Annotated in this window: 13 protein-coding genes and 1 pseudogene; 1 reads left to right on the top strand and 13 read right to left on the bottom strand. The window is 67.8% G+C overall.

Annotation, left to right across the window (positions count from 1 at the left end; all coding sequences use genetic code 11):
• Positions 1 to 60 precede the first annotated feature (60 nt).
• A complete protein-coding gene (locus E2E30_RS05260; RefSeq protein ID WP_133187894.1) occupies positions 61 to 1,728 on the top strand; it encodes a GGDEF and EAL domain-containing protein in 1,668 nt (555 codons plus the stop codon).
• A 223-nt stretch (positions 1,729 to 1,951) separates the two neighbouring features.
• On the opposite strand, the gene E2E30_RS05265 is transcribed toward E2E30_RS05260, so the two are convergent.
• From E2E30_RS05265 to E2E30_RS05325, 13 genes and pseudogenes are all read right to left on the bottom strand, one after another.
• A complete protein-coding gene (locus E2E30_RS05265) occupies positions 1,952 to 3,166 on the bottom strand; it encodes an SGNH/GDSL hydrolase family protein (protein WP_133187896.1) in 1,215 nt (404 codons plus the stop codon).
• 29 nt (positions 3,167 to 3,195) lie between these two features.
• A pseudogene (locus E2E30_RS05270) lies at positions 3,196 to 3,624 on the bottom strand (MFS transporter); the annotation flags it as partial.
• 152 nt (positions 3,625 to 3,776) lie between these two features.
• A complete protein-coding gene (locus tag E2E30_RS05275; protein ID WP_133187898.1) occupies positions 3,777 to 5,207 on the bottom strand; it encodes a phospholipase D-like domain-containing protein in 1,431 nt (476 codons plus the stop codon).
• A 114-nt stretch (positions 5,208 to 5,321) separates the two neighbouring features.
• The gene (locus tag E2E30_RS05280; protein WP_133187900.1) at positions 5,322 to 5,594 is read right to left on the bottom strand and encodes a hypothetical protein; all 273 of its coding nucleotides are present in this window, start codon (positions 5,592 to 5,594) and stop codon (positions 5,322 to 5,324) included.
• Positions 5,594 to 8,320, bottom strand: coding sequence for a hybrid sensor histidine kinase/response regulator (locus E2E30_RS05285; protein ID WP_206365647.1), 2,727 nt, complete (start codon positions 8,318 to 8,320; stop codon positions 5,594 to 5,596). Before E2E30_RS05285 ends, E2E30_RS05280 begins: the two co-directional genes overlap by 1 nt.
• Positions 8,321 to 8,388: 68 nt before the next feature.
• The gene (locus E2E30_RS05290; RefSeq protein WP_133187902.1) at positions 8,389 to 10,164 is read right to left on the bottom strand and encodes an SLC13 family permease; all 1,776 of its coding nucleotides are present in this window, start codon (positions 10,162 to 10,164) and stop codon (positions 8,389 to 8,391) included.
• A 238-nt stretch (positions 10,165 to 10,402) separates the two neighbouring features.
• Positions 10,403 to 10,741: a hypothetical protein gene (locus E2E30_RS05295; RefSeq protein WP_133187904.1), complete on the bottom strand. Its 339-nt coding sequence runs from the start codon at positions 10,739 to 10,741 to the stop codon at positions 10,403 to 10,405.
• Between the two features lie 143 nt (positions 10,742 to 10,884).
• On the bottom strand, positions 10,885 to 13,431 hold the full coding sequence (locus E2E30_RS05300) for a cation-translocating P-type ATPase (RefSeq protein ID WP_133187906.1): 2,547 nt from the start codon (positions 13,429 to 13,431) through the stop codon (positions 10,885 to 10,887).
• A gap of 86 nt (positions 13,432 to 13,517) precedes the next feature.
• Positions 13,518 to 14,333 carry a universal stress protein gene (locus tag E2E30_RS05305; protein ID WP_133187908.1) on the bottom strand — a complete coding sequence of 272 codons (816 nt, stop codon included), beginning with the start codon at positions 14,331 to 14,333 and terminating at the stop codon, positions 13,518 to 13,520.
• A gap of 125 nt (positions 14,334 to 14,458) precedes the next feature.
• The gene (locus E2E30_RS05310) at positions 14,459 to 14,731 is read right to left on the bottom strand and encodes a hypothetical protein (protein ID WP_240699044.1); all 273 of its coding nucleotides are present in this window, start codon (positions 14,729 to 14,731) and stop codon (positions 14,459 to 14,461) included.
• 216 nt (positions 14,732 to 14,947) lie between these two features.
• The gene (locus E2E30_RS05315) at positions 14,948 to 15,475 is read right to left on the bottom strand and encodes a peptide-methionine (S)-S-oxide reductase (protein ID WP_133187910.1); all 528 of its coding nucleotides are present in this window, start codon (positions 15,473 to 15,475) and stop codon (positions 14,948 to 14,950) included.
• Positions 15,476 to 15,499: 24 nt separating this feature from the next.
• Complete coding sequence (locus E2E30_RS05320; protein ID WP_133187912.1) at positions 15,500 to 16,405, bottom strand: diacylglycerol/lipid kinase family protein; 906 nt, start codon at positions 16,403 to 16,405, stop codon at positions 15,500 to 15,502.
• Between the two features lie 122 nt (positions 16,406 to 16,527).
• Positions 16,528 to 17,589: an AI-2E family transporter gene (locus E2E30_RS05325; protein ID WP_240699045.1), complete on the bottom strand. Its 1,062-nt coding sequence runs from the start codon at positions 17,587 to 17,589 to the stop codon at positions 16,528 to 16,530.
• Between the last annotated feature and the right edge of the window lie 113 nt (positions 17,590 to 17,702).

Consider the following 17,702-nt stretch of genomic DNA (forward strand, 5'->3'; position numbering starts at 1 on the left):
AGCGCCGTCGGCATCCAGCACGAGTACGATCAGTTAAGGAAACAGGCTCTATGCAACGGTATGAGCAAGTTCGACCTCGATACGATATGGCCCACGCAAACGCTGCTGCCGACCGCTTCCCGCCTGCTGGATATGTTGCCGGGGCTCGTCGCCTATTTCGGACCCGACCTGCGGTATCGCTACGCCAATGCGACGTATGCGACGTGGCGCGGCCTTAAGCCCGCGCAGATCATCGGCCGGACGTGCCGCGAGATCGTCGGCGAGGCGAACTATCAAAGCGTGGAGATGCGGCTCGAGGCAGCGCTTCAGGGCAAGACGGTCACAGCCGAATATACGCTGTTCGACGGGAACAATGCGCGCCGCGTACAAGGCAGCTACGTTCCCGATATCGATCCGGCCGGGTGCGTGCTTGGCGTCGTCGCGCTCGTTACCGACATCAGCGTTCGTGAAGATCTCGAGGCGCGGATCGTCGAGACCGAAGGCATGTTCGACGATGCCTTCGATCATGCCCCGATCGGGATGGTCGTCATCAACGTCGATGGGCGGATGGAGCGCGTCAACGAGGCCTTCGCGACGATGCTGGGCCGGTCGAGCGAAGCGCTGACCGGAACCGATTTCCGTGCGATCACGCATCCCGATGACGTCGCGGCTGACGATCGCCAATTCCGCCAGTTGGTCGCCGGACGGCGCGCCGGCTATCGCATGGACAAGCGCTATCTGCGCGGCGATGGCGAGGTCGTCCACACGACGCTTGCCGTCTCCGCGGTGCGGGGGCTGGACGGCGCCGTCCCGGTGCGGCTCATCGCGCAGATCGAAGACGTTTCGGAACGCCGCACGGCCGAACGCGAGCAGCAGGAGATCACCGCGCGGCTGATGCTGGCGATGGAAGCGGTGCGCGGTGGCTTCTGGCATATCGATGTCGAAAGCATGCGTTTCGAGATGTCGCCGTCGTTCCAGCGTTTCGTCACTGGCAGCGATACGGGTGCCTCCTCCGATCTCGCGGATTACGCCGAGCGAATCCTGCCCCCGACGCGCGAGGCGGCGTCGGTGCAGGCGTTGCTCGACGGGACGATCGACGAGACGTCGGTCGAATATGCGTTGCAGACCATTGCAGGGCCGCGCTGGATGCGGTGCGACCGCCGCTTGCTGCGCGCGCCCGACGGCAGCCCGCTTCGCATCGTCGGCGTGACGATCGACGTCTCGGAAGACCGTGAGCGCCAACTCAAGGCCGAAGCCGAAGCGGGAACCGATCCCTTGACGGGGCTGCTCAATCGGCGGGGCCTAGACCAATGCCTTGCCGACCCCGCATTGCGCCTGCCGCTCGGCGTGCTGGCGATCGATCTGGATCGCTTCAAGTCGATCAACGACAGCTTCGGCCATTCGGTTGGGGATGCCGTGCTGGTCGAGGTCGCTGAGCGCCTGCGCCATGCGGTTCGGCCGACCGATCATGTCGCCCGGCTCGGCGGCGACGAATTCGCAGTGCTGTTGCCCGAATCGACCGATGACCGCGTCGCAGCCGTCGCCGAGCGGATCGAGACAGCGCTCAATCACGCCATGGTGAGCGCGGGCGTCACGGTATCGATCAGCGCGAGCGTAGGGGCGGTGACGAACGAGGCGGACGATGGCGCAACTGCGGTCGAGCGCTTCAATGCGGCGTGGCGTCGCGCCGATGCCGCGCTCTATGAGGCTAAACGCGCTCGCCACAGGCGCTGGCTGCACCGCGACTGATTTCGTCGGCGGATATCGCGGTGGAAAGAAGCGGACCCAGGCTCCGCAGTCCGCGCGGCGCCGACCGTCGGGATCGCTGCCGACGGTGTCGTTTGGCGCGCGATTTGACAGCGATGCCGGACGGCGGTCGGCATCGCCTGCGTGCTGCGCGACGCAACCGCGCTTGGCCGCAAGGTCGCGGAGATGCTCGACGCCACGGTGCCCGCGGCGACGCGGCATCGGCTCAGCGAAACAGCGCGAGCGGGATCGCCTGGCCCATCCGGGCATAGCCCTTGGCCGATGGGTGCAGCCCATCGCCCGAGTCGAATGCCGCCGCCAGCCGGGCGGGATCGGCGGGATCGCGCATCACCGCGTCGAAATCGACCACTGCGTCGAACACGCCCGACGTCCGGATCCAGGCGTTCACGGCGAGGCGATCGGCTTCGCCCGCTGTGCCGGGATGATAATAGGCCGATCCGCCATCGGGCAGGATCGTCGCGCCAATGACCTTGATCCCATGGGCATGCGCGCGCGCGACGATCTGGCGATAGCCTTGCTCGAGCTCGGCGACGAGTGCGGCATGCTCGGCCGCGGACACCGGATGGTCGCGCGTGAGAACGCCGAGATCGTTGACCCCCTCGAGCACGATCAGATAGCGCACGCCGGCTTGCGCGAGCACGTCGCGGTCGAGCCGGGCGAGCGCGTTGGGGCCGAGCCCGTCGCGCAGCACGCGATTGCCGCCGATCCCGTGGTTGACGAGCGACAGCCCCGATCCGGCGGGGAGCCGCGCCGCGAGCACGTCGGTCCAGCGATCGTCGCGGTCGGTGGTGGCGCCGTGCCCGTCGGTGATCGAATCGCCGAGTGCGACGATCGTCCTGCCGCAGCCGGCGACATCGACACCCGATGCGAAATACCAATGCTCGACGCGGTCGCCGACGAGCGTGGTGTCGCCGCTATGGTTGCCCGCTGCGATGTAGCTGCTGGTGCGTGAGCCCGGGTGGCTGGTCACCGCGGAGGGCGCTTCGGGCAGATGGAGGCTGATCGACAGGGTCGCGCGATCGGGAGCTTCGAGCGCGATCGGATCGGAAACGTAGTCGGCGCCGGCCGGTATGCTGATTTGGGATTGGCCGCCGAACGTGACGGCATGGTCGCTGCCGGCGCGGATGCGCGGCGAACCGCTTGCCTCGGCCAGCGCCACGTGCGCCGAGTCGATCGTCAGCGGGGCGGTCCCGACGAGGTTCGACAGATGGATCCGCACGCGCTTGCCGCCGCGCGAGAGCCGGACCGTCTGGCGCAGCGTCGCATCGCGCAGCTTGGCGGCGATGCCGGTCTCGGCCGGGTCGGCATCGCGCTGCGACGAGGCCCAGCTCGCGCTCCAGCTTGCGGTGCAGGCCGGAGCGGCGGTGGCGAGCGCGGGCACGCTCAGCGCGAGCAACGCCGTAAGCGAGCGAATGAGCATCGAGCGGTCTCCCCGTTGGTCAGTGGCGGTCACCCGGTCCGCTCCGCTGCAACCGGCGAATAGCGCGGAACGAGCAAGGGGATCACGCTCAACGCCACGCTATACGCGCACGAGGCGATGAGGAAGATCGGCTGCTAGCTGCCGAGCATATCGAGGATGGTCCCGGCGAACTTCGCCATGATCATCCCGCCGACCGCACCCGACAGCGCGCCAAGCCCGATCACCAACCCGGCGCGATCGCGCGGGAACAGGTCGCCCGGCAGCGCATACACGCTGACCGAGAAGCCCTGATGCGCCGCGCACGCGAGGCCGATTGACAGCACCGCGACCCACATACTGGGCGCCTGCGCGGCCAACGCGATCGGCTGAGCGAGCAGCGCGCAGGCAAACTTCGCGGTGTTGCGCGCACGGCCCGTCTGCCAGCCGCGCAGCAACAGCCGCGACGACAGCCACCCGCCGCCGTCGAACACAATCTTCGCATCGTCGAGGCGGTGTTCCCGGCGCACCGTGCCCGGGCGCCTACCGTTAGGATCTGGCGGCTCGACGACACTGTCGGGCTCGAGCGGGTGAAGGCGCGCATCGTTTCGCCCTGATTCCTGCTCGGGCGCCGTCAGAACAGCGGCGCGGCCATCGTCAGCAGATTGTCGACGAAGCGGCGGGGGAGCGATCGCTGGGCGACGCCACCATGATCGATCTCGGTCGCAGCGGCGAGCCAGCGGCGTTGCTGCGCGCCGACCTCGGCCGCCAGTGCGGGCGATTCGAACAGCACGTTGTTCTCGAAATTGAGGTCGAGGCTGCGGCGGTCCATGTTGGCCGAGCCGACGAGCCCAAGCGCCTCGTCGACGACGAGCGTCTTGGCATGGAGCAGGCCGCCGCGAAACTCGTGGATATGCACGCCCGCGCGCGCCAGCACCGGGTAATAGGCGCGGCTGATCGCGCCGACGATGCGACTGTCGTTGCGCTGCGGAAAGACGATCGTGACTTGCACCCCGCGCCGCGCGGCCGCGATGATCGCGTTGAGCAAGGGCGGGTCGGGCGCGAAATACGGGGTGGTGATCACCGCTTGCTCGCGCGCCGCCGCGAGCACCGCGACGAAGATGTTGGTCATCGTCGCATGGGGCGACAGCGGGCCGGTGCCGACCGCGATCGCCGGGAAGCCGCCGGCGCGCGGCGCAGGCGGGGCGGCTGCGAGCACATGGCGCATGTCCTCGCCGGTCTCGGCCATCCACGCCGAGGCGAAGATCAGTTCGGCCTGGCGCGCGACGGGGCCTTCGTAGCGGATCAGGATGTCGACCCACGGCGCGAAGTGGCGCTTTGGGAGGAAGGCCGGGTCGGCGCAGTTCTGGCTGCCACACCACGTGATCCCGCCATCGACGACGATGATCTTGCGGTGGTTGCGCAAGTCGGTGCGATGCCCGGAAAGCACGCCAAGCCCGAGCGGGACGGGCAGCGACGCGTAGACGTGCGCACCGGCGTCGCGCATCGCAGTCCATTGTCGCGAGCGGATCAGCGCGCGCGAGCCGATCGCGTCGGCGACGATCCGGCATGCGACGCCGCGGCGCGCGGCGCGGCATACGGCGTCGACGACCTTGGTGCCGTTGCTATCGCCGAGCCAGATGTAGAAGGACAAATGGACCGTCCGCGTCGCGGCATCGATATCGGCGACGATCGCGGTGATCGCCGCATCCGCGCCCGATGCGACTTGCGCCGTATTGCCCGTTGCCACCGGCCACCGGCTCGTCGCTTCGCACGTCCGGAAGGCGCCTTCCATCGCGGGAGACAGCATCGGCGTCGGCGCCAACGGCGCGTAAGGCAACAGCGTCGTGTACGCCGCGCGGGCGCGCTGCTTGAACGCGGTGGAGATCCACGGCTCGCCGAACAGCAGATAGAGCATTGTCCCGATCCCCGGCAACGCAATCAGCAGCAGCAGCCACGCCGCGCGCGCATAGGCGTCGCGGCCCTCGAGCAGGATCGCACGCACGATCACCGCGAGATGCAGCGCGCCGAGCGTCAACCAGAGCGCCGTCTTGAAATCGATCATGCTTCACCCGCATTCGCCACGCGCCGACATCGGCGCGGCGGACGCCTTTCGCTAGCGGTATCGCGGGGCGCTGTCAGCGGCGTCCTCGCGCCCTCGTCGACAGGCGTGCGCCGCTCAGCGCATGGCAAGGTCGGGCGCGGCCACAAGCCGCTGCATCAGATCGACCAGACGATGAATCTCGCGCGATCGCTTTGCATCGGCGAGCGACCAGACACCGAACCGCCACGACGTCGCCGTTGCGACGCGCAACACCGTGATGGCCTGGTGCCGTTGATCGCACAGGATCTCCGCACACAGCGTGTCGACCGCCGCGGGGTTCCTTCGATGGTCTGCGCGCCATGCCGGTCGGTCGCGATCAGCGCGCCGGCAATCGAGGGCCGCAACCATTAGTCCGTCGTGGTGCGCTCCGCCGCAGCGGGGGCGTCGAGCGCGACGAGCTCGGGCCTGCCCAGTGCCACGCGCACCGCACGTTTGAGAGCATCCGCGTCATACGGCTTGGCGAGCACGATCGTTCGCGCGTCCTCGAGCCCCGCCACGGCTTCGGCATCGCCGGTAGCGAACACGATCCCGACCGTCGGCCGCAGCGTCCGCGCGCGCGACGCGAGCTCGGGCCCCGACATGCCCGGCAGATTGACGTCGGTCACCAGCACGTCGATCGCGGCGGTCTGCAGCGCCATCGCCGCGTCCTCGGCGCTCGCCGCCTCGACGACGCCGACGCCGCTTGCCTCGAGCATCGCTGCGGTGTCGGCGCGGATCATCGCGTCGTCCTCGACGAGCAACACCATCGGCCGGGCCGATGAGGCCGGATCGGCGGGCGGCAGCGGGGTTGCACCGGGCTCGGCGATCCCGCGCCGCGCGCGCTGGCCGGCGAGCATTTGCTCGAATTTCCGGGCGAGCGCCTCGCGCGTGTAGGGCTTCGACAGCAAGTTGATCCCGGCATCGAGCTTGCCGCCATGGACGATCGAGTTCTCGGTATAGCCCGAGGTGAACAGCACCGCGAGATCGGGCAGCCGCTCGCGCGCGCGGCGCGCGAGCTCGGGGCTCTTCAGCTGGCCAGGCATGACGACGTCGGTGAACAGCATGTCGATCGGAATGCCGCTCTCGATCACGCTCAGCGCACTGCCGGCATCGACCGCCTTGAGCACTTGATAGCCAAGCTCGCCGAGCATCTCGACCACCGTCGCGCGGACTTCGTCATCGTCCTCGACCACCAGGACGGTCTCGGTCCCGCCGACGATCGGCCCCGCGGTCGCCGCGACCTCGAGATCTTCCGACGCCATCGCGCGCGGAAGATACAGCTTGATCGTCGTGCCTTCGCCGAGCTCCGAATAGATCTTCACGTGGCCGCCCGACTGTTTGACGAGGCCGTAGACCATCGACAGCCCAAGCCCCGATCCCTTGCCCTCGCTCTTGGTCGAGAAGAACGGCTCGAACACCTTGTCGATGATGTCGGGTGACATCCCGGTACCGGTGTCGCTGACCGCGAGCATGACATATTGGCCGGGTGTCACCTCGGCATGCGTCCGGGCGTATGCATCGTCGAGGCTGGCATTGCCGAGCTCGATCGTCAGCTTGCCCTGGCCGTCCATCGCGTCGCGCGCGTTGATCGCGAGGTTGAGCAAGGCATTCTCGATCTGCGCCGGATCGACGAAGGTGTTCCACAGCCCGCCGCCGACGATCGTCTCGATCTCGATGCCCTCGCCGATCGCGCGGCGCAGCATGTCGTCCATCCCGCGCACGAAGCGGGTGACATTGACGACCTTGGGCTCGAGCGCCTGGCGGCGGCCGAAGGCGAGCAGTTGCGCCGCAAGCTTGGCACCGCGCGACACGCCCGCCATCGCATTGGTCACGCGCTTCTCGGCGCGCGCGTTGCCCGCGACGTCGAAGGCGAGCAGCTGCAGATTGCCCGAGACGACTTGCAGCAGATTGTTGAAATCGTGCGCCACGCCGCCGGTGAGCTTGCCGATCGTCTCCATCTTCTGCGACTGGGCGAGCACCGCCTCGGTCTGGCGACGCTCCTCGATTTCCTGGATGACGCGCGCTTCGAGCGTTTCGTTGAGGTGGCGCAGTTGCCCCTCGGCGCGCGCGCGATGCGCGGCTTCGCGCTCGAGTGCCTCGGCCCGGCGGACGCGCTCCTCGATGTCGAACACCATCACGTGGAAGCCCGGCACCGACCCGTCGGCCTCGATGCGCGGGATATAGCGGATCTCCGCGCGCCGTGGGCCGTCGGTATGCGGCATCACGTCGTCGACGGTGATATCCTCGCCAGCGAGCGCGCGCGCGATCATCGGCGCGCGCCGGAGGTAGAGTTTGTTGCCCATCACCTCGCGGATCGACCGGCCGATGATCTCGCTGCGTGGCCGGCCGGTCCAGGTTTCGTAATAGCTGTTGGCGAAGCGATAGATCAGGTCGCGATCGATATACGAGATCAGGATCGGCATCGCGTCGGTGACGGTGCGCAGCTCGGCTTCGCGCCATGCGAGCAGGCGTTGCGCCGCGACCTTCTCGGTATTCTCGAGGACGGTACACATCACCCCGCCGACGGCGCCGTGATCGTCATAGACGGGGGTGTAGAACAGGTCGAACACCGCCGTTTCGGGTTTCCCGTAGCGATTGAGCACCATCGACTGGTCGGGGAGCGACTGGACTTCGCCGCGGAACCCGGTCGCCAATATCGCTTTGTTGAAGTCCCAGATCTCGGGCCAGATCTCGCGCACCGTGCCGCCGAGCGCGCGCGGATGGTTGTCGCCGGCGATCACGCTATACGCATCGTTATAGAGCATGACGTGCTCGCTGCCCCACATCAGCACCTTGGCGACGGGCGAATTGACGATGTTGTTGACCGTCGCGCGCAGCGATCCCGGCCAGCTGGCGAGGCCGCCGAGCGGAGTCGGCGACCAGTCGCGCTCACGGATCATCGCACCGCAGCTTCCGCCGCCGATCAGCCATGGGGCGGTTGCCTTCGTGTCGACTGACCGCTCGTCGCGCAGCCGCGCGATCGCGTCGCTTATGACCGCGTCGGCAGTGGCGTAAGCGCCGAGCGCGACGCGCTCCTCGATGAACTGCTCAAGCTCGGACGGGAGCGAGACGGTGCGACTCTGAGGGCTAGGCATGGCAACCCTTTGCAACGCGGTCGGCATGTGTCAACAAATCCGCGGGTTTCGGCGGTTCGTACCGTGCGCTAGCCCAGATGCCACACCCACGCGATCAGCGGCGTCCCGACCAGGATCACCAGTACGGACAAGGGCAGGCCGAGCTTCCAATAATCCCCGAAGCGATAGCCACCGGGGCCCATGACGAGCGTGTTGCACTGGTGCCCGATCGGGGTGAGGAAATCGCAGCCGGCGCCGGTCGCCACCGCCATCAGGAACGGGTCGGGGTTGAGGTGCAGGCCGCTCGCCACGCCGACCGCGATCGGCGCGAGCACCAGGACCGTCGGCGCGTTGTGCAGGAAAGGCGAGCAGGCCATCGCCGCGACCATGATGACGCCGAGCGCGAGCATCGCCGGGATGCCGAGCAACATCGCCGACAGCGCATGCGCGATCAGGCCGGTGCCGCCGCTATGCTGCACGGCTTCGCTGAGCGGGGTCAACGCGCCGATCAAAACCAGCACTTCGGGCTCGAGCGCGCCATAGGCCTCGCGCGTCGACAGCGCCCCGACCACGATCATCAGCACTGCCGCCCCGAAAAACGCGCCGACCACCGGCACGATCTTGAGCGCGACCAGAACCATCGCCACGGCGAGGATCATTACCGGGACATAGCGCCGGCGTCGGTCGCCGAGCTTGACCATCCGTTCGACCAGCGGGAGCAGCCCGAGCTCGGTCATCGTCTCGGGCAGGGTGTTCTCGCCGGCCCGCAGCACCAACACATCGCCCGCGCGAAGCTGAATGTCGCGCAAGCGCTCGGTGATCCGCGCATCGCTGCGGCCGACCCCCAGCAACTGGACGCCGTGCCGGTCCTGCAGCCGCGCGCGTTCGGCGGAATCGCCGATCAGCGACGAGCCTGGCTGAATCACCGCCTCGACGGTGCGCATTTCCTCGTTGGGCTCATCCTTCGACAATTGCTTGACGTCGCGCGCTTGCTCGAGCGGGACGCGCGCGAACAGCCGGTCGAGCGCTTCGTCATCGCCCTCGAGCACCAGGCTGGTGCCCGGCGTCAGCGTGGCGTCGTCGGAAGCCGCATGCGGACGACCATCGCTCCCGACGATCCCGCGCAGCTTCACCCCCGCATCGGCAAGACCCAGGTCGGCGACGGTCGCGATGCCTTCGGGAAGGCTTTCGGGGACCTTCGCTTCGGTTGCATAAGAGGCTTCGGCGGCGATGCTGTCCAACCCGCCGCGTCCCTGGCGGTCGCGTGGCAGCAGCCGCCAGCCGAAGCTCACGAAGACGAAGCCGAGCGCGGTCAGCACGAGCCCGACCGGCGCGAAATCGTACATCTGGAAGGGTTTGCCGAGCGTGTCCTGCCGCACCTGGCTGACGATGATGTTGGTCGATGTGCCGACCAACGTGACCAGGCCGCCGAGCAGCGACATGAACGCCATCGGCATCAACAGCGACGATGCCGAGGTCTCGGTCTTGCGGCCGATCCGCAGCGCGACCGGCATCATGATCGCAAGCGCACCGACATTCTTGGTCAGCATCGACAGCAAGGCGGTCGTCCCAGCGAGCGCGGGCACTTGCGTCGCGGTGCTGTGCAGCCGCCCCATCAGCGGTCGCACCGCCCATTCGATCACGCCCGAGCGCGCGATCGCGGCGCTGACGATCAGGGCCGAGGCGATGATCACGACCACATCGCTGGTGAACCCGCTGAACGCCTGTTTGACGGGGACGTCGCCGGTCGCGATGCCGATCAGCAAGGCGACCAGCGCGATGAGATCGTAGCGAAACCGGCCCCACACGAACATCGCCACCGCGCCGCCGATCACGGCGAAGGACAGACCCTGAGCGTAGGTCATCGCGGCCGCATCCCGGCCAGCGGGTTTGCCTTGGCCGTGGCCGATGGGTGTTCGATGGTCATCGTGGTTGAACGCGCCCGCGTTCCTTCCGCTCCGTTGGCGCCTCCCAAAACACCGACAGGCGGGCAATTTGGCGCGCCATCGCAGGGGCTAGCCGTGTACCAGCGGCATCGCGCGCCGAGCTGGTGGTCCGGTCCGACGCGCGCTGCAGGTCCGGCCGCCTTGCAACGATCCCCCGTCAGCGCTGCTTCTTCGTCGTGCCGGCGGTGAAATCGGGATCCTTCTTTGCGACCCAATCGACGAACTTGCGCACCGCAGGTTCGGCGAGCAATGCCTCGGCGTTCATGCCGTGCCGCTCGAGTTCGGAATTGGTGAAGTTGGCCGTCACCGTCTGCTGGCAGATCGGGTGCATCGGCACGACATCGCGACCGCCGCGGCTTTTGGGGACGGGATGGTGCCAGACGATGGTCTTGCCGGTCGGACGACCGCAGAGCCAGCACGGCGGTGCCACCTCAACCGTTTCTTCCTCGCCCATCGGGTCTTCGTAACCGCCGTGTTTCGAGTGCTTGCGAGCCATGCGTCTCTCTGGATCCGTGCCTGCGCCCCCCGTCATGGGCGGCGCGCTCGGTTCCCCTACACCAGCGCTGGATCGATACCGAGTGCGAATACTCGGTCCGGAGCGATCAGCGGTCCGTCAGCTTGCGGCTGCGGGGCGCCCGGTCATGCCCGCGCCGCCAGCCGCGCCGTAACCGAGCGCACGAAGGGTTTGCACGCCTCGAGCAAGACCAGCAGGAGCAAGCCCAGGCCGAGCGCCAGCGCCATGTCGCGCCACCCGATCGATCCGAACTTGAGCAGCGCCTGCGCGCTTGGCAGGAACAGGATCAAACCCGTCACCGCGACGATCGCGCCCGCGACATAGCGGAGTGCGGCGTTGTGCCGCGTCAGGGCATCGCGCAGCGAAGCGCCGAACGAGCGGTTGACCAGGATCAGCGCGACGATCTCGGCGATCAGCGCGAAGAAGATCAGCGCGCGCAGTTCGAACTCGCCCATTCCCGAGCGGTGCTCGACCAGAAAGACTGTTCCGAGCATCGCGAACGCCAGCCCGCCCTGAAAGACGCTCCACACGATCATCGGCAGCGAGAACAACGCTTCGGCGGGATCGCGCGGGGGGCGCCGCATGATGTTGGCCTCGTCGCGCTCGGCCTCGAACACCAGGGCGCAGACCGGATCGATCACCATTTCGAGCAAGGCGATGTGGATTGGCCCGAACAGGATCGGCAGCCCGGCGAACAGCGGCAGCAGCGCAAGCCCGGCGATCGGCACGTGCACCGCGAAGATGAACGCCATCGCTTTGCGGAGATTGTCGTAGATCCGCCGGCCGAGCCGTACCGATTGCACGATCGATCCGAAATCGTCCTCGATCAGCACGATCGCCGCCGCTTCGCGCGCGACGTCGGTGCCGCGCTTGCCCATCGCGACGCCGATATGCGCGGCCTTGAGCGAGGGCGCGTCGTTGACCCCGTCACCGGTCATCGCGACGATTTCGCCTGCCGCCTTGAACGCCTCGACGATCCGCAGCTTCTGTTCGGGCATGATGCGCGCGAACACCGTCACCGACTTCAGGCGCTCCGCCAACGCCGCGTCGTCGAGCGCCGCCAGATCGTCGCCGGTCAGCACGTCGCCTTCGGCAATTCCGGCCTGGCGCGCAATCGAGCGCGCGGTCGCGGCATAGTCGCCGGTAATCATCACGACGCGGATCCCCGCACGGCGACACTCGGCGACCGCGTCGGGAACACTCGCGCGGATCGGGTCGGCAAGGCCGACAAGGCCGGTCAACGCATAGGCATAGTCGCCTTGGGTCGCGGCCCAATCCCGGTCTTTCGGCGTCGCGCGCGCGACGGCAAGCACGCGGATGCCGCGCACCGCCATCGCCTCGACAGCGGCCGTCATCGCCGCCAGTTCGGCTGCCGACAGATGACACAGGCGAGCAATAGCCTCGGGCGCGCCCTTGGCCGCAATCGTCAAGGCATCGCCATCCGCCCAGACGTTCGACATCGCCAGCAAATCGGGTCGCAGCGCATAGGCATGGACCAAGGCGCCTGTGGGCCGCGACGCGGTCGTCGCGTTCGCCGCGCGGGCGCTGTGCAACGCCAACTCCATCGGATCGGTCGGCTCGGCCGCGCTGGCGAGTGCGGCGGTGGCGAGGAGATCATGATACGCCGCGCCGACCGCGAGATCGGGCTGCAGTGCGAACGTTTCGCCCGACGGCAGCCAGAGCTCGGTCAGTGACATCCGGTTCTCGGTCAGCGTGCCGGTCTTGTCGGTGCACAGCACGGTGGCCGATCCGAGCGTCTCGATCGCTGCGGCGCGCCGCGTGAGCACGCCGACCGCTCCGATCCGCCAAGCCCCCATCGCGAGAAACACCGTCAGCACGACGGGGAATTCCTCGGGCAGCATCGACATGCCGATCGCGATCCCGGCGAGCGCCGCGTCGATCCAGCCGCCGCGCAGCAGCCCGTACAGCAGCACGACGAGCAGCGCGACCGCGCCGCCGCCGATCCCGCACCACGTGACGATCCGCGTCGTCTCGCGCCGCAGCCGCGGCGCTTCGGTCTCGAGCGTGGCGAGCGACTGGCCGATCTTGCCGATCTCGCTGCGCGGCCCGGTGGCCAGCACGCGCGCGATGCCGCTGCCGCGCGTCACCAGCGAACCCGAATAGACATAGGGCTGGTCGTCGCCGCCCGGACGCCGCGCCGCGCCCGTATCCTGCTCGCTGCCGGCGACCTTGTCGACGGGCAGCGACTCCCCCGTCAGCAGCGATTCATCGGCCTGCAGATCGGCGGCCTCGACCAGCATCGCGTCGGCGGCGACGCGATCGCCCTGTTCGAGCACGAGCAGATCGTCGCGCACCACGTCGCGGCCTGCGATCCGGACCCGCACCCCGTCGCGGATGACGAGCGCGCGCGGCGCGGACAGGTCGCGCAGCGCGTCGAGCACGTGTTCGGTGCGGGTCTCCTGGACCACCGTCACGACGATCGAGAAGGTCGCGAAGGCGAGCAGGATCAGCGCTTCGGTGAGGTCGCCGAGCAGCAGATAGGCGACGCCGCCCGCGAGCAACAGGGCGAGCATCGGCTCGCGGAACACGTCGAGCGCGATGCGGAGCATCGATCGCCGTCCAGCGCTTTGCAGCGCATTGGGGCCGTCGCTCGCCAGGTGCTCGGCCGCAGCGGCCGTTGAAAGGCCGGGGTGGCGTGGTCGGACGGTCATCGCGTCTGGCGCCGTGAAGCGTGGGAGTCGCCGGAGCGGATGGTCTGCCCGCGTCCCGTGATCGTGACGTACGCTGCGTGCCGCATTCAATGCGCCATCAGGACGGGGAGGCGCGGGTCGGCGATCAGGCTGCGCGTCACCCCGCCGAGCAGGATTTCACGGACGCGGGCGTGTCCGAAGCCACCCACCGCAAGCAGATCGGCCCCATGTTCGAGGGCGAAGCCGGTGAGCGTGTCGTGCGCGCGCTCCGAGCGATCGAGCGCATGGCCCGTGACGGAAAAACCATGCCGCTCGAGCAGCGTGACGACCGGTGCGAGGTCGGTCTCGGCGAGGTCGTCGAGGCCATGCTTGACCGAGACAACGTCGATGCGGGCGCCGGGCGCGGCGAGATGGATCAGATGGTGCAAGCTGCGCATCGCCGCAGGACCCGGCTTCCACCCGAACACCGCATGGTCGATCGCGCGAAGCGACCGCCCCGATGGCAGCAGCAGCAGCGGCGAGCCCGACGACAGCAGGATCGTCTCGATCGTGCGGCGCCGCAGCCAGTCGATCGACCAGGTTTCGGCGGGGCCAAAGACGACGAGATCGGCAAGCGGGGCTGTCGCGCGGACGTCGCCCGGGATCCAGCCGACATCGTCGAAATGCGAGACGACTTCGGCAGGCGCGCCCGGCGGCAGCATCGCGCGGACGCTATCGGCGTGCGATTGCGCGAGCTGCCGGATCTGCCCGGGCAAGGTGTAGAGCGTTCCGAGCGGCGCAAGCTGTTCCGACAGTAGCGGGGCCGCGGTCAGGACGTCGAAGATGACATGCGCTTGCCGGAACGCGGCGAGTGCCAGAACCGTGTCGATGAAACCCGATTTCCGGGCGGGCCCTTCGACAATCGCGAGAAGTGTCTTGATCATGGTCGCCCCCCGTTGGAGGCGCCATATTGCGCCGGACGGGGCGCTGTCGCTCTACGTGACTCTACGGACGATCGTCCGCCCAGCGCGCAAGCCATGTGGCCGGGCTGGGTCGGAGGCGACTGCGATCACGACGGCTCAGACGGCGGCAGCCGGTCGATGCGAACGTCCTCGCGCGCCCAGGCGTCGCGGGACTGGCACGTGTCGATCGATGGACCAGGATGCGGATCGGCAGCGGGCGGATCGGCAAAGAAGCGGATGCAATAGACGTCGCGCCGCGCGTCATACCGCACGCGGTAGTCCTCGGTCGTCGTGGCGCCCGACCGTGCGATGGCCGCGGGTGGCTGACCCGTCAGCAATACCGCAGCGGCAAGAAGCGTGATCGTTGTGATACCCGTCATATCCAAGCTCCCGGTTGCGGCGGCCGTCCTTGGCGCCGCGTACTGGTCGCTCTGCAAGTCGTGTGCCATGCGAGTAATACACCTGGAAGCGCAGCGGGGGCAAAGCCGCTGTCGGTGCGAGCCGCCACAAGATGGCGGAACTCGCCAGACACAGGTCTGCCGCCAGGCGCGATTGTGCTGCTTCGCGCCTAGCGTGACGAACTGACGACGATCGCCTTATTCGGTTCGCGGCGGAGCCAGGTCTGCCTTCGCCGCCGCTGCTTCAGGAAGCGCGTTGTCGGCGAATTGACGCCGGATGAAATCGAGCTTGGGGTCGATATAGCGGCGGCAAAACGGCCTCTGCGGATCGGTCCGATAATAATTGCGATAGCGCGCCTCCGACGGTTCGAAGCCGACAAAGGCAAGCACCAGCGTTCGAGGAGCCTCTCGCGAAGCGCTGGCGAACTGATCGATTGCAAGCTCGGCCACTGCGCGCTGCTCCGCTGTGAAAACATAGACCGCGCTGCGATAGCGGCCGCCCGGCGAGTAGATCCCGTTGGCCGAATGCGTCCTGAGATGGACCTCGATGAGCGTCGCCAAGCTGATGATTGCCGGATCGAAGCCGACGATCACGCCTTCCGCCGCGGCCTCCCACGGGGCTTCCGACCGAATGAAGCCCTGGTCGACCTGTGCGACCCCGCGCAGCGCCTGAAATACGCCCTCGGTGCACCAATGACAGCCGCCGCCAAAGCCGATCGTTTCCACGGTGGGTTCTCAGCGCCGACCGGATCAGACGGATGCAACGCCGCGCGGCACCGCAATCTCGACAGCCTGCGCATCGATCTTGGCAACGACTGGGGTCTTGGCGAGGACTTCGCCGTCGATCGAGATCTTCATCCGCGGCGTCGTCTCGATGCGGAAGGTGCAGCCGCGAAATTCGCGCGTGTGCGCCTGCCGGTCACGCAGCCGGAAGAATTTGGCGTACCAGTCGGCGGCAAGGCGTGCGCGGCTGCGACCGACGACCGCCTGGATGACGATCTCGCCGCTTTCCAGATTTGCGTTGTCGGACAGTTCGACACCACCATGATAGCATCCGTTGAGAATGCGGACCTCGGTCGACCACATCCGCCGCTCGACGATCCCGTCGTCGATCATCAGCCGGAACGCGCGGAAGCGGATCGAGCAGCGTAATGCCCAGAGGAGATATCCGACACGTCCGAGGTAGCGCTTCAGCGCATGCGGCACGGTCTGCCCGATCAAGGCAGGCAGGCCGATCGAAGCGCCGTTGACGAAATAGTCGCCGTCGATCATCCCCAGATCGACGCGCCGACGCATGCCATCGGCAATCACCGCGATCGCGCCGTCGAGATCGAGCGGCAGCTCGAGCGTGCGCGCAAAGCTGTTGGCGGTGCCGAGTGGCAGGACCGCGAAGACGCAATTCTGTCCGATCAGTTCGTCGATCGTCCCTGACAAGGTGCCATCGCCCCCGCCGACGATCACCATCGGCGCGCCGTTCGCCACCGCGCGACGGACCGTTTCGGCGAGCGCGTCGGGGTCCTCGACCGCATGGGCTTCGGTCAGCGTCATCCCCGCGGCTTCGAGCTTGGCCTTCGCCTCGACGAAGAGATCGCGCCCGCTCCGCGAATGCGCGTTGACGATCAGGGCCGCGGCGCGGGGGAGGGGGGCTGGGGTCATCGCATGACAACTCTCATGGAACGGTTTGGATGCCGCGCAGCACGGCGTGTTGGAACGACGGTGTTCGACGCCAACGGCATCTCCGGGCTTTCCGCGGTCGCTTCGTGCCAGCACGGTCGTCGTCAGGAGCGGGCGCGGGCATCGTCGCGAATTGGCGCGCCGTCGGTTCCGGCTGGATCGCCCAAGCGCTTTTCGGTCAGGATGCTCCAGCCCGTGATGAACAGCGCGCCAGCGATCGGGCCGACGACGATCCCGCTGAGGCCGACCAGCTCGACGCCGCCCAGCGTCGTCACCAGGACGAGCCAATCGGGAATACCGGTGTCGCGCCCGACCAGCATCGGCCGCAGAATGTTGTCGGCCAGGCCGATCACCAGCATGCCAGACGCGACGACCACGCCGGCCTGCCAATATGCACTCGTGGCCAGCAGGTAGACCGCCACCGGCGCCCAGATGATCGTCGGCCCGATCGCGGGCAGCAGCGCGACGATCGCCATCAACACGCCCCACAACAAGGCCGCAGGCAGCCCGACGATCCAGAAGGTCGCGGCGCCGAGCGCACCTTGCACCAAAGCGACGACGACCGAGCCCTTGATCGTCGCCCGTGCGACCGAAACGAACTGGTCGGCGATCCGGGTCGCGACGCTCTGCTCCAGCGGAAGGCCGCGGACGATCGCGGGGCCGAGCCGCTCGCCGTCGCGCAGCAGGAAGAAGGTGACGTACAGTCCGACGCCGAATGCGAGCAGGAACGCCGCGGCGTTTGCGCCGATCGAGAGCGCGCGCCCGGCAAGCAGGCTCGCGCTGTTGCTCACCGCATCGACGACTTGGGTCTGCACGCGCTCGAAGCTGCCGAAGCCGGCGCTGTCGAGCATCTGCTGGAGGCGGATCGGCAAGGCGTCGTGGATCTTTTCGAAATAGGACGCGATGTTGATCTGGCCCGAGCGGATCTGGGTATAGACGCCCGCTGCCTGGTCGACGACCATGCTGCTCACGATCAGCGCCGGCAGCACGATCGCGACGGTGATGATCAGCAGCGCGACCAGGGCGGCGCGATTGCGGCGTCCCGGCCAATAGCCAAGCAAGCGCTGGTAGAGGGGCTGGAACAGGATCGCGGCAAGCGCGGACCACAGCAGCGCGCCGAGGAAGCTCGACACGACCAGTACCAGTCCGACCGAGATCGCGGTCACAAAAAGGATAAGCCCGCCGTTTTCAACGCGCTGTCGATCGATCGCGATTGTCTGGTCCTCCAAAGATGTTAGCCGGTGCACAGCGGTGGCAAGGCGACGAAACTTGCCGTTGC

It is taken from the genome of Sphingomonas sp. AAP5 (genome assembly GCF_004354345.1).
Classification (GTDB): domain Bacteria; phylum Pseudomonadota; class Alphaproteobacteria; order Sphingomonadales; family Sphingomonadaceae; genus Sphingomonas; species Sphingomonas glacialis.

Coding starts and splice junctions, on each gene's coding strand:
- E2E30_RS05295 (WP_133187904.1), bottom strand. CDS start 10,741: ATGGCTCGCAAGCACTCGAAACACGGCGGTTACGAAGACCCGATGGGC.
- E2E30_RS05290 (WP_133187902.1), bottom strand. CDS start 10,164: ATGACCTACGCTCAGGGTCTGTCCTTCGCCGTGATCGGCGGCGCGGTG.
- E2E30_RS05260 (WP_133187894.1), top strand. CDS start 61: ATGAGCAAGTTCGACCTCGATACGATATGGCCCACGCAAACGCTGCTG.
- E2E30_RS05300 (WP_133187906.1), bottom strand. CDS start 13,431: ATGACCGTCCGACCACGCCACCCCGGCCTTTCAACGGCCGCTGCGGCC.
- E2E30_RS05310 (WP_240699044.1), bottom strand. CDS start 14,731: ATGACGGGTATCACAACGATCACGCTTCTTGCCGCTGCGGTATTGCTG.
- E2E30_RS05285 (WP_206365647.1), bottom strand. CDS start 8,320: ATGCCTAGCCCTCAGAGTCGCACCGTCTCGCTCCCGTCCGAGCTTGAG.
- E2E30_RS05280 (WP_133187900.1), bottom strand. CDS start 5,594: ATGGTTGCGGCCCTCGATTGCCGGCGCGCTGATCGCGACCGACCGGCA.
- E2E30_RS05265 (WP_133187896.1), bottom strand. CDS start 3,166: ATGCTCATTCGCTCGCTTACGGCGTTGCTCGCGCTGAGCGTGCCCGCG.
- E2E30_RS05275 (WP_133187898.1), bottom strand. CDS start 5,207: ATGATCGATTTCAAGACGGCGCTCTGGTTGACGCTCGGCGCGCTGCAT.
- E2E30_RS05305 (WP_133187908.1), bottom strand. CDS start 14,333: ATGATCAAGACACTTCTCGCGATTGTCGAAGGGCCCGCCCGGAAATCG.
- E2E30_RS05320 (WP_133187912.1), bottom strand. CDS start 16,405: ATGACCCCAGCCCCCCTCCCCCGCGCCGCGGCCCTGATCGTCAACGCG.